The sequence below is a fragment of the Gordonia sp. LUNF6 genome (genome assembly GCF_047041125.1).
Taxonomy (GTDB): domain Bacteria; phylum Actinomycetota; class Actinomycetes; order Mycobacteriales; family Mycobacteriaceae; genus Gordonia; species Gordonia sihwensis.
In genome coordinates this window covers 3,240,314-3,253,749 of sequence record NZ_CP178181.1, presented here as the reverse complement: position 1 = coordinate 3,253,749, position 13,436 = coordinate 3,240,314, and the positions used below count along the sequence as shown (strand labels likewise).

The following is a 13,436-nucleotide window of genomic DNA, read 5'->3' as shown; positions in this document are numbered from 1 at the left end:
CCCTCCCAAGGAGATCAACAAAGATGAAGTTCAACCTCGCAGACGTCTTCGAGACCGTCGTCGACGCTGTTCCCGAGCGCGTGGTCCTCACCTGGGAGGGCCACGACTACACGTACGCCGAGCTCGACAGGCTCGCCAATCAGGTGGCGCATCACTTCGCCGCGCACGGGGTCGGCAAGGACGACAACGTCGCGCTGTTCCTGAAGAACAGCGTCGAGCACGTCACCTCGCTGATCGGCCTCATCAAAGTCCGTGCGGTGCCGGTGAACGTGAACTACCGCTACACCGACTCCGAGCTGGAGTACATCTTCGACAACTCCGACTCGGCCGCCATCGTCGTGGAGCTTCCCGAACATCAGCGCAGCGTCGCGAACCTGATGGCTTCGCTGCCCGAACTGCGTACCGTCTTCGTGATCGGAGAGGCGGTGGACGAGCTGACCGCCGCGGCGGCCGCCCTCGACGGCCGCACCGTCGAGATCGTCGATTTCAACGGCTACATCGCCCGGTCCACCGAGCGCGACTTCGAGAAGCGGACCGGTGAGGAGCTGTACCTGATCTACACGGGCGGCACCACGGGTTATCCGAAGGGCGTCATGTGGCAGCATGACGACTTCTTCCGCAAGCCGATCTCCGGCGGCAACCCCTACGGACCGCCGCGCGCGGATCTCGCGGAGCTGGCCAAGGAGGTCCAGAACTTCCCGTCGCTGTCGTTCCTGATCGCCGCGCCGCTCATGCACGGAGCCGCCTCGTACTCGCTGTTCACGTTCATTTCGCTGGGCGGGCGTCTGATCCTGGAGCGCGACTTCGACGCCGCCAAGATCGTTCGCAACATCGGCAGGGACAAGACGCAGATGATTCTGATCGTCGGCGATGCGATGGGCATGCCCTTGGCCGACGAGATGGAGAAGCAGAAGGACACCGCCGACTTCTCGACCCTGTTCTCGATCACCTCGGGCGGCGCGCTGTGGAGTCAGAGCGTCCGGGAACGGATGCTCGCGGTGAAGCCGGATCTGATGCTGCGTGACAATTTCGGCGCCTCGGAGTCGGGCAACGACGGCGAGATCAAGATGGACGAGAACGGCAACCTCATGGTGCCGCCGACCGACCGGATGATGGTGGTGGACGAGAAGTTCAACAAGATCACCACTCCCAACGAGGTCGGTCACATCGCCCGCATCGGCAACATCCCGATGGGGTACTACAAGGATCCGGAGAAGACCGCGCGGACCTTCCCGACGCTGGCCGACGGCACACGCATCTCGGTGCTCGGCGACATGGGGTACCTGCGCGAGGACGGCAGCATCGTCTTCCTCGGCCGTGGCAGCCAGTGCATCAACACCGGCGGTGAGAAGGTCTACGCCGAAGAGGTCGAAGGCGCTCTGCACGCGCATCCGGCCGTGGCCGACGCCCTCGTGGTGCCTGCACCGGATCCCAAGTACGGCCAGCGCGTCGCCGCAGTCGTGTCGCTGAACGAGGGCTTCGACGAGCCGTCTCTCGAGGAGATCCAGGAGCACTGCCGCCAGACGCTGGCCGGCTACAAGGTTCCGCGCACGGTGGTCTTCGTCGACGAGGTGAAGCGGACGCCGGCCGGCAAGGCCGACTACAAGTGGGCCAAGGCCACCGCCGCTGAAGAAGGCGCGGCCGTCTAGCTCTTTTCGTCGGTCAGCGGACCCTCATGCCTCGTCCTCGATGCGGTGTGAGGGTCCGCTGACGTGAGGCCTGTCGGGCGATACTGTTCAAGACGACCGCTCGATGCACCCACCCACGACCGAACGGACTGTTCATGCGACTTCGATACCTCGTCATCGCCCCGCTGGTCGCGGGCGCGGTCTTCCTCTCCGCGTGCAGCGGCGATGACAGCAGCAACAGCAGTTCCAACGAGTCGACGTCGGAGGCGCGGACCAGCGTCTATCTCCAGGTGGTGAAATCGTCGGGGTCGTCGTACAAGGACGACGACGCGGCCGTCGCGGCAGGCAAGAAGGCGTGTTCGGAACTGGCGTCGGGCAAGTCGATGATGGAGGTCATCGATTCGATGAACACCGAGGCGGGAGGCAAGGGGCAGGCCGCCGCGGTGGTCGGCGCAGCCATTCCCGCGTTCTGCCCGGATCAGAAGGACAAGACTCTGCCGAGTCAGCTGCGACCCAGCAGCTAGTTCCTCGCGGCGTCTCGGATCGTTAGGGTCGGAGGATGCGATTCTTCAACCGGCAGTCGGAGTCTGCGGCAGCCCAAGCGGACGTGGTCGGACCGTTCCAGTTCCGGATCGAGGACATGTTCACCGTCACGGGCAAGGGACGGCTGTTCACCGGGACCGTGGAGTCCGGGACGGTGGTGACCGGTGCGGCGGCCTCGCTGGTGATCGGCGACAGCGTCGTGTTGGTGCAGGTGGCTCGGGTGGAGACTCGGCGTCGCCGTGCGCCGGCCGTTCTGGAGGAGGGGACGGCCGGCGCGATCGGGCTCGACGGACTGCGGATGGATCAGCTTCCCACCAAACCGTACGGCGGTCAGGTGATCGTCGACATCGATGCGCTCAAGGGCGGCGTGATCCGATCGAGGCTGGCCTCGGACGTCCCGCCCGCCGGGGACGTCGCTGACGGTCAGTGAAACCGGGGGGGAGCGTTCGGGGTAGGCGGATCGGCGATCGGACGGCGAACTGTCTTTCATGTCGCCCACATCTACGACTCACAGGTCATCGTTCCCTTCGTAGGGAAGCGCCGCATCCCTACGATCCTCTGATATGTCCGTCTTGACCAGGAGTAGTCGCCCAGGAGGAATTACGCCTGGGTAGAATTGGTAGCCTTGCGTCGATGTGAGCAACTGCGAATCGTCCACGCCTTCGACCAGCCATATGTCGACAGGGCGCGTTTACGCGGGCCACGAGCCATCTCGGTGAGGGCATCGTCTCCATCGATCACTATGGAAGTGAAGGCGTAGTCAACGTTTCGTGAGGATCCACGCGCGATCTGCCGGCCAGATTAATGCACGCCGCGTCGAGAACCTCTGCGCAGCACGCTCGACGTCGGCGCGGTTTCTCCGGCGTCGATAACGTCTCGTTCACCGGCTCCACTCAAGAGGGCAAGGCCGCAGCCAGTAGCCGAGTTCTCGCTCCCAAGCGGACAAGTCCGTACTCGAATCGGACTACGCTCCAAGTAGACAGTTGCCGAGGGGAGTAGCCAATGGCTTCTGAGTGGGCTCGAGATGAAGTGATTCACGATACCGAAGTGGCTGAATGGGTTGACTCGCTGCTCTTTCAGCCATACTCGGGCACTGTCGGATCACTTGTCCCCGGCGGATACGAGAGGTATCTTCGTGTGTTGCACCCAGCGGAAAGGGTCGTCAACGGTGCTCTGATCGGGAACTATCGATGGTCCGACGTTGCGCGAGTCAATGGCAAGGTAGCTCATGCCGAGATGCAATGGTCAAAGATCTCGCAGGGTGAATTCGAACCCCGCGGGGGATGGTGGAATGAAGGCCCTCATCGAATTAACTCTCTTCGGCCGATGGTGACCGACGAGATCGCACATCATCTGGGGCGCGGACTGAACACCCGTTGTGTATTTGCCTTCTGGGAAGGAAATACGGCGTTTCAAGAGATTTCGTCGATGTGTCCGACCGTCCGGATCGGTGCATTCAACTACTACCTCACCATGGGGGATGTGGGCCGTGCGTCAGAGGTACTTGAAGGGATCCGTCCGAACATGTGGTGGGCCGTCGACCAAAGTTGGTTCGTATGCTCGAACGTCGAGCTGGACTCGACGTATATCGGCGCAGATTCGGCTCGTGCTGAGGAGATTGTTCTCAGCCGTTCTCTTGAGTCCTGGCCCACCCTGCGAAGCCATCGAATCACGATAGACGGCGATCGGTTCAACTGAATGCACCAACGACGGGCTGATTACCCGCGGCATACCTGGTTCGCTCGTACCCGAGGTCCCGGGATCGCTTGGGCATGGCTGTTTGCACTCTTGCTGGCTACTCTTACCGCTGTATTCGCGGCAGCAGAGCCCCTGATGCAAGTCACCGACTGTGAGGTATGGAACGCGAGCGATCCCGATTGCAAGGGAAGCGTTCTCGATTTCTACGGCGGCTACTTCCTTGTCAGGGCCTCTGTGCCGCCATTGGCATGCGTGTTGGCGCTGGGGATCCGAACGCCCGCGTTCTCCGTCATCGCCTGCCTCGTCATCGGGTCCAGCATTCTCATTGCTTCATTCATGCTCTACTTCCTCCCAGTCCTTCTCGTCGTCGCGTGCCTCGCCGGGTATCAGGTGGTCGTGTCTCATTGAGGATCGAGTCTCACTCCGGCAGATCGTCCCGCTGCCTCAGGGTCCCGTCCCCGGGCAGTTCCACGACGGTGTCGAGGCCGAGCCTGTTCAGGAACGGGTAGTCGTGGCTGACGACGATCAGGGCACCGCGGTAAGCATTGAGAGCGTCGGCGAGCTGGTCGACGCTCGTCGTGTCCAGATTGTTGGTCGGCTCGTCGAGAACGAGCACCTGGTGCGGAGGATCGGCGAAGAGCAGCTTCGCCAAGCAGACGCGGAACCGTTCGCCGCCCGAGAGCGTCGACACCGGCCGGTCGACGGTGTCGCCACGCAGGAGGAGCCGCGCAAGGTGATTCCGGATCTGGCCGGTGGCGGTGCCGGGTACGGCGGCTTGGAGGTTCGCGAGTGCCCCGGCACTCTCGTCGAGACCGTCGAGCCGCTGGGGGAGGACGCCGACACGGTCGGTGAACAGGCGTCCGCCGGGGCGGCCGGCAGTGGGTTCGGCGCCGCTGATCATGTGCCCGAGCAGCGTCGACTTGCCCGACCCATTCGGTCCGACGATGGCCAGGCGTTCGGGTCCCTGGACGAACACCGACCGCTCGCCGGCGGTGAGTTCGGCGATGCGCCTGCTTCGCGGAACCGCCGGGTCGGGGAGGTCGAGACTGATGCGGTAGTCGTCGCGAACCCGGGCGTCGGCCGCGTCGAGTGCGGCCTGCGCGACCCGGACCTTCTGGTCGAGTACCGAGCGCATGGCACCGGCCGATCCCTGCGCGCTGTCGGCGAGCATGCCCGCGACGATCCTCGGGACGCCGCCGTCGCGCTGGGCCTTCTTCGCCGTCCGCTCACGCCTGGCCAGCTTGGTCTCAGCCTCCGCCCGCTGCCGCTTCTCCGTCTTCAACACCTGTTGCGCCGCTCGCGCGGCCTGTACGGCGGCAGCCTGCTCCTGGTCCGCGTGAGCCTTCCACGCACTGTAGGGACCGCCGAAGGTCTCCAGCGCGCCATCGTGCAGTTCGGCGGTCGCATCCATGTGTTCGAGGAGTTCGAGGTCATGGCTCACCACGATCAGTGCACCCGGCCAGTCGTCGATCATCTCAGCGAGGCGAGCGCGCGTCGGGCGGTCGAGGTTGTTCGTGGGCTCATCGAGCAGAGTGATGGCCGTGCGGTGCATCCGCAGACCGGCCACCGCTATCAGCATCGCCTCCCCGCCGGACAGTTCCGCGACCGAACGGTCGACGTCGGCGGCGGAGAATCCGAGACGATCGAGCGATTCGGCCGCGCGCGCTTCGACGTCCCAGTCATCACCGATCGTCTCGAAGTGGCGCGCATCCGCGTCGCCGGACTCGATCGCTCGCAGCGCTTCGAGTACGTCGGCGATGCCGAGGAGTTCGGCGACGGTGGAGTCGCCGGTCAGCGTGACGGTCTGCGGCAGATAGCCGACGTCGCCGGCGGTCTCGATCCGGCCGGACGACGGCGTGAGCCTCCCGGCGATGAGCCGGAGCAGGGTGGATTTGCCGGAGCCGTTGCGGCCGACGAGACCGGTGCGGCCGGCGCCGAACGAGCCGTCGACGCCCGACAGCGCGACGCTGCCGTCGGGCCAGGAGAACGAGAGCGAGACGATCGTGACGGACGATTCAGGCGTGGTGGATGTGTGAGGCATGGTGGAGCTCGATTCACGAGAGTCGCCGCGCGAGGTGATGCGCCGGCGAGGCGGATGAGGACACACTGGTGCCGGAGAACCGGCTTCAGGCCCTGTCGACCTCGATCTCGCAATCCACGACGGTGAGGCTACTCGTGTCGGGTGCTCGGCGCATCCGAGATTCAGCGGGTGCCGGGAGGCTGGAGCGCCGGGTACCAGATGTCGGTGAGGACGTCGGCGGCTCGGTCCGGCGCGAACTCGATGGTTCGCTGGACGGTGGAGCGTGTGAAGTACCGCTCCAGCTGGGTCACGAGCAGTTCGATGCGGAAGCGGGCCTCCTCCCGGCGGTCGTCCGGCCACCGCGACAGGTAGTCGGGCATCGCATCGGTCAACGCGGTGATCGACGCGCGGCCCACGCTCCGGAACTCGGGATCGGCGGAGAGGGCCTCGTCCCAGGCCGGGAGGATGTCGCGATTGGCGTCGAACCACTCGAGGGCCCGTTCGATCCACGCGGTGAACGCCGCTCGTGAACCGTCGCGGAGGACGGCGTCCAGGTCGCCGTACACCGACGCTGCGCGCTGCTGCATGGTCTCGGCGCTGATCCTCGCCAGGATGTCCGTCTTGTTGGTGAAGTGCAGGTAGAACGTGGCACGACTGCATCCGACCGCTCGCGTGATGTCGTCGACGGTCACGTCGGCGTAGCCGTTCTCGGTGAACAGACCGCGCGCGGCCTCGAGCAGGGCCAGCCGGGTTCGGCGTTTCTGTTCGTCCCGCAGATTGGGCCGCTGCGCCCCGACCGTGTCCTCCCGCATGAAGACCATGATGCTCGCCGCTCATCTCGATTGACAATGTGACCACTGACTAGACACGTGTCAGTGAGATCCCTACCGTGGGTCTGTGACGGTCGACACGTACGGCCGCTGACGAGAGGACAGAGCATGACACGCGATCGCGTCGCCATCATCGGCGCCGGCTGCTCCGGCTTCACCACGGCCAAGCGACTCAAGGACGAAGGCATCGAGTACGACTGTTTCGAGATGTCGGACGACGTCGGAGGCAACTGGTACTACGACAACCCGAACGGAATGTCGGCCTGCTACCAGTCGCTCCACATCGACACGTCCACCAGCCGGCTGGAGTTCGACGACTACCCGGCGCCGCGCGACTGGCCGCATTTTCCGCACCACACGCTGATGCACCGGTACTTCCGCGACTACGTCGACCACTTCGGGCTGCGCGAGACCATCACGTTCAACACGGCGGTGGAGAAGGCCGACCGTGAACCGGGAGGCGGCTGGACGCTGACCCTGAGCACCGGGGAGCGCCGCGAGTACGGTGCCCTGGTGGTCGCCAACGGTCACCACTGGAATCCGTTCGTCCCGGAGTACCCCGGCAGCTTCGACGGGCAGATCATCCACAGCCACGACTACCGCAGCCCGTTCGCTCCGATCGACATGCACGGTCAGCGCGTGATGGTGGTCGGGATGGGCAACTCGGCGCTCGACATCGCCTCCGAACTCTCCAACCGCTCCGTCGCCGAACACGTCTGGGTCTCGGCGCGGCGTGGCGTATGGGTGCTGTCGAAGTACCGCGGCGGCAAGCCCGCCGACAAGATGATGATGCCGCCGTGGATGCCGAAGAAGCTGGGTCTGGCGATCGCGCGACGGTCGATCAAGAAGTCGATCGGCAGGATGCAGGACTACGGTCTGCCCGAGCCCGATCACGAACCGCTGTCGGCGCACCCCTCGGTGAGCATCGACTTCCTGGCCAAGTCCGGTTCCGGTGACCTGACCTGCGTACCTGCGATCGAGCGTCTCGACGGTGACGCCGTGATCCTGACCGACGGCCGCCGGGTGACGGTCGACGTGATCGTGATGGCGACCGGCTATCGCATGGCGTTCCCGTTCTTCGACGATCCCGCGCTGATGCCCGATGCGCAGCATCGTTTCCCGTTGTTCAAGCGGATCGTTCATCCGGACGTCGACGATCTGTACTACGCCGGCCTGGCGCAGTCGTCTCCCACGATCGTCAATCTGGCCGAGCAGCAGAGCAAACTGATCGCCGATCATCTTCTGGGCCGGTACGTGCTGCCGTCCCGCGCCGAGATGCGGAAGGCGATCGTCGAAGACGAGCGTCGTCACCTGGGGCAGTACTACAACGCGCCGCGCCACACGATTCAGGTCGATTTCGCGCGGTACAAAGTGGATCTGCTGGCCGAACTCGCGGCCGGGCGAGAACGCGCCAAGCGCCCGGTGGCCGCACGATGACGGTCTCGGGAACGTGCGTGTCCGCGTTCGAGCCGGTGCGGGATCTGTTCGCCGCCAAGCTCGAGTCGGGCGAAGAGGTGGGTGCCTGCCTCGCTGTGGTCTCCGGTGACGACATGGTCGTGGATCTCTGGGGCGGCACGGCCGACGTGCCCTCGGGACGTGTGTGGGAACGCGACACCCTCGCGAACACGTATTCGCTGACCAAGACGATGACGGCGCTCGCGGTCCTGCTGCTCGCCGATCGCGGGGAGGTGGATCTCGATGCGCCGGTCGCCCGCTACTGGCCGGAGTTCGGGGCGGCGGGCAAGCAGAACGTCCTGGTCCGGCAGGTGCTGGGACATACGAGCGGCGTCGCAGGCTGGGATGCGAACATCAGCCTGAGCGACATCTACTCGCACGAGGAGGCGGCGGCGCTGCTGGCCGCGCAGGAGCCCTGGTGGACGCCCGGCGCGGGTTCGGGCTACCACGTGCTCACCTTCGGGACCCTGCTCGGGGAGGTGGTCCGGCGTGTCACCGGCTCGAGCCTCGGACGGTTCTTCGCCGAGGAACTCGCCGGTCCGCTCGGCGCCGACTACCGCATCGGAGTGACGGACGAGGCGCCGGAGCGGTTCGCCTCGATGGTCGCTCCGTCATCCGCGGCGGCGGACTACTCGTCGATTCCGCCCGACAGCCTGATCCGCCGAACGCTCCTGAACCCGGCGTTCGCGCCGTCGATCGTCACCGACCCCGATTTCCTCGCGGCCGAGATCGGAGCGGCGAACGGCCAGGGGAACGCCCGGTCGGTGGCTCGGCTCGCGTCGCTCGTCTCCGGAGGCGGTGCCGTCGGCGGGCGAGCGGCGCTGTCGCGCACCACTCTCGAGCGGATCTTCGACGTCCAGGCGGACGGCGTCGACAGAGTCCTCGGTGTACCGGTGCGTTTCGGTCTCGGCTGGGCGCTTCCGGGTGCGGTGATGCCAGGCGTCCCGGAGGGACGGGTCTGCTGGTGGACCGGGTTCGGCGGTTCGGTGGTGGTCGCCGATCTCGACCGCGACCTCGCCGTGGCCTACGTGATGAACAAGATGTCGCCGGAACTCGTCGGCGCTGCGAAGCCCAACGAGTATCTGGCGGCGGTGTACGACTGCGTCGGTCGCGGTCGGTGATCTCCGGTCAGCCGGCTTCGGCGGCCACCGCAGCCGCGTTCACCTTGGTCAGAACGGCGTGGAGTTCGCCGAGCAGTTCCAGGTCTCCGCCCAGGGCGTCGACCACCTGCGGCGGGATGTCGAGTGCCTGCTCGCGCAGTGCCACACCGGCCTCGGTGAGATGGATCTCCACCTTGCGTTCGTCGTCGTCGCTGCGTCGTCGTTCGATGACGCCGTCGGCTTCGAGGCGCTTGAGCAGCGGGGACAGAGTCGCCGAGTCGAGCTGCAGTAACCGGCCGATCTCGTTGACCGGCAGCGGTGCGTGCTGCCACAGCGCCAGCATCACCAGGTACTGGGGGTGGGTGAGGCCGAGCGGTTCCAGCAGCCGTCGATACACCCGGAGCACCGATCGGTTGGCGAGGGCGAGCGCGAAGCAGACCTGCCGTTCCAGCAGGAGGGGATTACCGGGGATGTGGGCCATGACACGAGTCTACGACTATTTCATAGGGCGCTATTGAATCGCGTGATAGATAGTGCAATATTGAGTAGTGCACGATCTAAAGACGGAGGTTTTCAGGATGAGCGGTCGCCCGAATCCGATTCAATGGGTTGTCTACGCCTACGGGGGCACGCTCCCCGAGTCGAAGCGCGAGTGGGTGCGCAACGATCTCACCGGCCGGACCGCGACCCTCCGTCACCTGATCCGTTCGCAGTTCTGCTTTCTGCCGCTCTACCTCGTCATGTTCTTCGCGTTCGGCGGCGAGATGTGGATCCGCGGCCTGATGGTTTTGCTGGCGGTGCTGCTCGCGCTGATCTTCTCCGCGTCGTACATGGATCAGAACCGGGTTCTCCGCATGCGTAAGCACGGGCTCGGCAACTCACCGCTGACCCAGCGACAGCAGGCGCGAGCCGATCGGGAGAAGGAGCGCTACGAGGCCGTCTACGCCGACCGCCGTGGCTGATCCGCTCAGGACGTGGTCAGCACGCCGTTCGCGACGGTGAACCAGCCGTCCGGTGAGGTGCACGTGATCGCGTCGCCGGGCAGCGCGGTGCACGAGAGGTCGCCGAAGGTCAGCCGGTGTCCGGCCGTCAGCGCGGGGGCCGGGGTCGGCCCGCCTTCGGTGATCGTCGGTTCGGTTCCCTGCGCGGTCAACGTGATCGCGTTCGGTGGCCCGTCGAATGCGCCGATGCGGATACTCGGCGCGTCCTCGGGGTAAGGGGCGGCGCAGGTGATGCGCTGCGGCAGGCGGGACCCCGCCGGCTGCAGTACGCATTCGCGAAGGGGATCTCGCGCATAGCTCCATCGGTAGCTTCCCGGTTGCCCGGAAACGGCGTAGGGGGCCGTGTCGACGGTGGTGGCCGACGAGGTGGTCTCGCCGGTGAGCGGGATCGACGTGACGATGACGGTGGAGGTGCGCGCCGGCGGCGGTGCGATGGCCGAGATGCCGCTCAGCGAACTGGTCGGTGCGGACTCGTCGCCCGGTGTGCATGACGACAGCGCCGCTGCCGTCAGGAGTGCCAGTGCGGTGATCGTGAACGCTCGCGCGTCGGCCGTGAAGGTGCACTTCATCCGTGCCCCCTGAAGGTCGGTGCCCCTGCGATGCCCGTCAGATTACCCGCAGGAGCAGGTCGATTCGGACGATCCTCTCCGTCATGTCATCGGCCGGACGTCACTCGCCGTCCGTGAGCGGCTTCTCGTACGCCGACCGCACCGAGGATCCCGTCACCGCGGCGACCTGGTTCGGCACCGTGGCACGCAGGGCGCGGTCGCGCACCGATTGCGGCAGAACGCCGGAGATCGCGACCAGGGCTCCGACGGTCCGCGGCACCCATACCTGGAAGCGCCTGGTCTCGATCGCCGACACCACCGCGGCCGCGACGTCGTCCGGACTCAGCCGCTTCACCGATCCCGAGGAGGTCCCGGCCGCCAACTCGGTGTCGACCACGGTCGGCATCACCGCGGTGATCGCGACGCCGGTGCCGCGCAGTTCCTCCCGTACGCCGGTGAGGTAGCCGAGAACCCCGTGTTTGGTTGCGGCATAAGAGGATTCGCCCGGCGGAGCGAGACGCGACGCCGCTGAAGCCACCGTGACGATGTGGCCGCGTCCGCGGTGCCGCATCTCCGGCGCGGCCAGGCGCACACCGCGGATCACTCCCAGCAGGTTCACCGCCACCATCCGCTCGGCGGCGATCGCGGGTTCGGTGTCGAAGGGGCCGACCCACATCACGCCCGCGTTGTTGACGAGCACGTCGATCGGACCGAGGTCGGCTGCCGCATCGGCCAGGAAGGCGGCGAACGAGTCGTCGTCGGTGACGTCCAGGCGGTAGCCGCGGGCGGTTCCGCCGAGTCTGTCCGCCGCACGGTGAGCCGCGTCGGCGTCGAGGTCGCCGATCGCCACGCGAGCGCCGAGGGCCGTCAACCGGTCGGCGATCGCGAAGCCGATACCCCGCGCGGCGCCGGTGATCGCCACGGTGGTGCCTGCGATCTGAACGGGTCGGTGCCGGCGGAACGAGAAGCGCATGAGTCCAGTCTGCCCCTCGGCGACCGTCGAAGCGAGAGGCCCCGGCGGACGGAGGTGCTCAGTCGTCGAGGCGGGGTTCGGGTGCGAGGACCGCGCGAGGAGCGAACCAGCCGAGGAAGGCCGCGCCCGCGAGCAGGATCGAACCGAGCACCAGACAGGCGGACTGCAGCGGAGGCAGGAACGCCGCATACGCGCCCTCGGTGATCTTCTCGGCGAGCGAAGACGCCTGCGGTGGCAGGTGACCGGCCACCTCCACGGCACCCGCCAGCGAGCCGCGCACCCCGTCGGCGGCGCGTTCGGCGGCGTCCGGGTCGATCGTCGCCAGCTGGTCGTGGACGTCCTGCGCGGTGCCGGTGATGCGTCTGTCGTACCCGGCCGCCAGGATGCTGCCCGCCAGGGCGATACCGATCGCCGCACCGAGTTCGCGGGCGGTGTCGTTGACAGCCGATCCGACGCCTTGGTTCTCCAACGGGGTATTGGACATGATCGCGGTGGTGGACGGGGCCGTCGCCAGCCCGATACCGACAGCGCACACGCCGAGCATCACGCCCAGCTTCCAGTACACGTCGGCGTCGACGATCCCGAGCGCGAGTACGCCGGCCGCGGCGATCGCGATGCCGGTGGCGAGAACCGCACGCAGCGAGTAGCGGACCGCCACGAGGTTCCCGATCATGGCGAAGACGCCGACGCCGACCACCATCGGGAACAGCGCGACCGCCGACTTGAGTGCCGAGTAGCCGAACACCAGCTGCAACTGCAGGAGCAGCAGATAGAAGACGCCGAAGGAGGCGAGGAACTGCAGCGCCACCGACAGGGAACCGGCGGCGAAAGCGCGGTTGCGAAACAGGTTCACGTCGAGCAGAGGCGAGGATCTGCGCAGTTCGATCACGATGAACGCGGCGATCATCGCCGCGCCACCGATCAGGCAGATCAGGATGAGCGGGTTCGTCCATCCCCGATGCGGCGCCTCGAGCAGGCCGTAGACGACGGCGGCGATCGCGGTCATCGACGTCAGCGAGCCGATGTAGTCGAACCGTCCCGGGGCGTCGTCCTTCGAACTGCCGATCGTGACGGTGAGCAGGAGGGTGGCCGCCGACGACGCCGCGAACGTGATGAAGACCGAATGCCATCCGAAGAAGTTGAGCAGAACCCCGGTGACGAAGAAGCCCATTATCGCGCCGGCCCCGGCCACGCCGGCCCAGATGCTGATCGCGAGCGCGCGCTTCTCACGCGGGACACCGGCCGTGATGAGCGACAGTGTGGCCGGCATGATCATCGCGGCGCCGACGCCGGCGACCACGCGGGTGAGGATGAGCTGGGTGGGGGTGTCCACCCAGACCGCGGCCAGTGAGCCGATTCCGAAGACCACCAGACCGATCATCAGAACCGGCTTGCGTCCGATCCGGTCGCCGATCGCACCCGCGGGCAGCAGCAGCGCGGCCAGTACCAAGGTGTAGCCGTCGATGATCCACGTCATCTGCGCGGTGGTGGCGCCGGTGGCGCGGGCGATGTCGGGCAGCGCGGTGTTGAGCGCGGCCATCGCCGCCACCACCAGGCTCACCGCGAGACAGGCGACGAGGATCAGCCACGCCGTCGCGAAGGTCATCGAATCGTTGCTGGTTCTTTGCCCGACACGCACA

The 13,436-nt window shown here is 66.4% G+C and carries 14 protein-coding genes; 8 read left to right on the top strand and 6 right to left on the bottom strand.

Translation table 11 applies throughout. The features are described 5' to 3' along the window. Positions 1-23: 23 nt before the first annotated feature. The 5 genes from ACK8HH_RS15215 (at position 24) to ACK8HH_RS15195 (ending at position 4,277) form a co-directional block, all read left to right on the top strand. Positions 24-1,649 carry an AMP-binding protein gene (locus ACK8HH_RS15215; RefSeq protein ID WP_006897288.1) on the top strand — a complete coding sequence of 542 codons (1,626 nt, stop codon included), beginning with the start codon at positions 24-26 and terminating at the stop codon, positions 1,647-1,649. A gap of 134 nt (positions 1,650-1,783) precedes the next feature. Next, on the top strand, positions 1,784-2,152 hold the full coding sequence (locus tag ACK8HH_RS15210) for a DUF732 domain-containing protein (protein ID WP_278124940.1): 369 nt from the start codon (positions 1,784-1,786) through the stop codon (positions 2,150-2,152). A 35-nt stretch (positions 2,153-2,187) separates the two neighbouring features. Continuing rightward, positions 2,188-2,601: an elongation factor Tu gene (locus ACK8HH_RS15205; RefSeq protein WP_231650061.1), complete on the top strand. Its 414-nt coding sequence runs from the start codon at positions 2,188-2,190 to the stop codon at positions 2,599-2,601. A gap of 572 nt (positions 2,602-3,173) precedes the next feature. Beyond that, positions 3,174-3,869, top strand: coding sequence for a hypothetical protein (locus ACK8HH_RS15200; RefSeq protein ID WP_006897285.1), 696 nt, complete (start codon positions 3,174-3,176; stop codon positions 3,867-3,869). A gap of 135 nt (positions 3,870-4,004) precedes the next feature. Next, a complete protein-coding gene (locus ACK8HH_RS15195) occupies positions 4,005-4,277 on the top strand; it encodes a hypothetical protein (RefSeq protein WP_006897284.1) in 273 nt (90 codons plus the stop codon). 10 nt (positions 4,278-4,287) lie between these two features. Here the strand turns inward: ACK8HH_RS15195 and ACK8HH_RS15190 are convergent, their stop codons facing one another. Next, positions 4,288-5,910 carry an ABC-F family ATP-binding cassette domain-containing protein gene (locus ACK8HH_RS15190; protein WP_278124938.1) on the bottom strand — a complete coding sequence of 541 codons (1,623 nt, stop codon included), beginning with the start codon at positions 5,908-5,910 and terminating at the stop codon, positions 4,288-4,290. Positions 5,911-6,071: 161 nt separating this feature from the next. Beyond that, the gene (locus ACK8HH_RS15185) at positions 6,072-6,710 is read right to left on the bottom strand and encodes a TetR/AcrR family transcriptional regulator (RefSeq protein WP_006897282.1); all 639 of its coding nucleotides are present in this window, start codon (positions 6,708-6,710) and stop codon (positions 6,072-6,074) included. Positions 6,711-6,827: 117 nt separating this feature from the next. On the opposite strand from ACK8HH_RS15185, the gene ACK8HH_RS15180 reads away from it, so the two are divergent. Together ACK8HH_RS15180 and ACK8HH_RS15175 are read left to right on the top strand one after the other, a co-directional pair. Then, positions 6,828-8,156 carry a flavin-containing monooxygenase gene (locus ACK8HH_RS15180; protein WP_278124937.1) on the top strand — a complete coding sequence of 443 codons (1,329 nt, stop codon included), beginning with the start codon at positions 6,828-6,830 and terminating at the stop codon, positions 8,154-8,156. Next, a complete protein-coding gene (locus ACK8HH_RS15175) occupies positions 8,153-9,295 on the top strand; it encodes a serine hydrolase domain-containing protein (protein ID WP_278124935.1) in 1,143 nt (380 codons plus the stop codon). Before ACK8HH_RS15180 ends, ACK8HH_RS15175 begins: the two co-directional genes overlap by 4 nt. Before the next feature lie 7 nt (positions 9,296-9,302). Here ACK8HH_RS15175 and ACK8HH_RS15170 read toward each other — a convergent pair whose 3' ends face one another. Continuing rightward, positions 9,303-9,755, bottom strand: a complete 453-nt coding sequence (locus tag ACK8HH_RS15170) for a MarR family winged helix-turn-helix transcriptional regulator (protein WP_278124933.1) — start codon at positions 9,753-9,755, stop codon at positions 9,303-9,305. A 97-nt stretch (positions 9,756-9,852) separates the two neighbouring features. Here ACK8HH_RS15170 and ACK8HH_RS15165 point away from each other — a divergent pair, with 97 nt between their 5' ends. Beyond that, a complete protein-coding gene (locus ACK8HH_RS15165; RefSeq protein WP_006897278.1) occupies positions 9,853-10,236 on the top strand; it encodes a DUF5313 family protein in 384 nt (127 codons plus the stop codon). Between the two features lie 5 nt (positions 10,237-10,241). On the opposite strand, the gene ACK8HH_RS15160 is transcribed toward ACK8HH_RS15165, so the two are convergent. From ACK8HH_RS15160 to ACK8HH_RS15150, 3 genes are all read right to left on the bottom strand, one after another. Continuing rightward, positions 10,242-10,844: a hypothetical protein gene (locus tag ACK8HH_RS15160; RefSeq protein ID WP_006897277.1), complete on the bottom strand. Its 603-nt coding sequence runs from the start codon at positions 10,842-10,844 to the stop codon at positions 10,242-10,244. 100 nt (positions 10,845-10,944) lie between these two features. Then, positions 10,945-11,796: an SDR family oxidoreductase gene (locus ACK8HH_RS15155; protein WP_006897276.1), complete on the bottom strand. Its 852-nt coding sequence runs from the start codon at positions 11,794-11,796 to the stop codon at positions 10,945-10,947. 58 nt (positions 11,797-11,854) lie between these two features. Beyond that, positions 11,855-13,402 (bottom strand): MFS transporter, encoded by a 1,548-nt coding sequence (locus tag ACK8HH_RS15150; RefSeq protein ID WP_006897275.1) that lies wholly within the window; start codon positions 13,400-13,402, stop codon positions 11,855-11,857. Positions 13,403-13,436 lie beyond the last annotated feature (34 nt).

Excerpts from the sequence above, each read along its gene's own strand:
- ACK8HH_RS15175 (WP_278124935.1), top strand. The coding sequence starts at position 8,153 with ATGACGGTCTCGGGAACGTGCGTGTCCGCGTTCGAGCCGGTGCGGGAT.
- ACK8HH_RS15210 (WP_278124940.1), top strand. The coding sequence starts at position 1,784 with ATGCGACTTCGATACCTCGTCATCGCCCCGCTGGTCGCGGGCGCGGTC.
- ACK8HH_RS15205 (WP_231650061.1), top strand. The coding sequence starts at position 2,188 with ATGCGATTCTTCAACCGGCAGTCGGAGTCTGCGGCAGCCCAAGCGGAC.
- ACK8HH_RS15185 (WP_006897282.1), bottom strand. The coding sequence starts at position 6,710 with ATGGTCTTCATGCGGGAGGACACGGTCGGGGCGCAGCGGCCCAATCTG.
- ACK8HH_RS15200 (WP_006897285.1), top strand. The coding sequence starts at position 3,174 with ATGGCTTCTGAGTGGGCTCGAGATGAAGTGATTCACGATACCGAAGTG.
- ACK8HH_RS15170 (WP_278124933.1), bottom strand. The coding sequence starts at position 9,755 with ATGGCCCACATCCCCGGTAATCCCCTCCTGCTGGAACGGCAGGTCTGC.
- ACK8HH_RS15165 (WP_006897278.1), top strand. The coding sequence starts at position 9,853 with ATGAGCGGTCGCCCGAATCCGATTCAATGGGTTGTCTACGCCTACGGG.
- ACK8HH_RS15180 (WP_278124937.1), top strand. The coding sequence starts at position 6,828 with ATGACACGCGATCGCGTCGCCATCATCGGCGCCGGCTGCTCCGGCTTC.
- ACK8HH_RS15150 (WP_006897275.1), bottom strand. The coding sequence starts at position 13,402 with ATGACCTTCGCGACGGCGTGGCTGATCCTCGTCGCCTGTCTCGCGGTG.
- ACK8HH_RS15215 (WP_006897288.1), top strand. The coding sequence starts at position 24 with ATGAAGTTCAACCTCGCAGACGTCTTCGAGACCGTCGTCGACGCTGTT.
- ACK8HH_RS15155 (WP_006897276.1), bottom strand. The coding sequence starts at position 11,796 with ATGCGCTTCTCGTTCCGCCGGCACCGACCCGTTCAGATCGCAGGCACC.
- ACK8HH_RS15160 (WP_006897277.1), bottom strand. The coding sequence starts at position 10,844 with ATGAAGTGCACCTTCACGGCCGACGCGCGAGCGTTCACGATCACCGCA.
- ACK8HH_RS15190 (WP_278124938.1), bottom strand. The coding sequence starts at position 5,910 with ATGCCTCACACATCCACCACGCCTGAATCGTCCGTCACGATCGTCTCG.
- ACK8HH_RS15195 (WP_006897284.1), top strand. The coding sequence starts at position 4,005 with ATGCAAGTCACCGACTGTGAGGTATGGAACGCGAGCGATCCCGATTGC.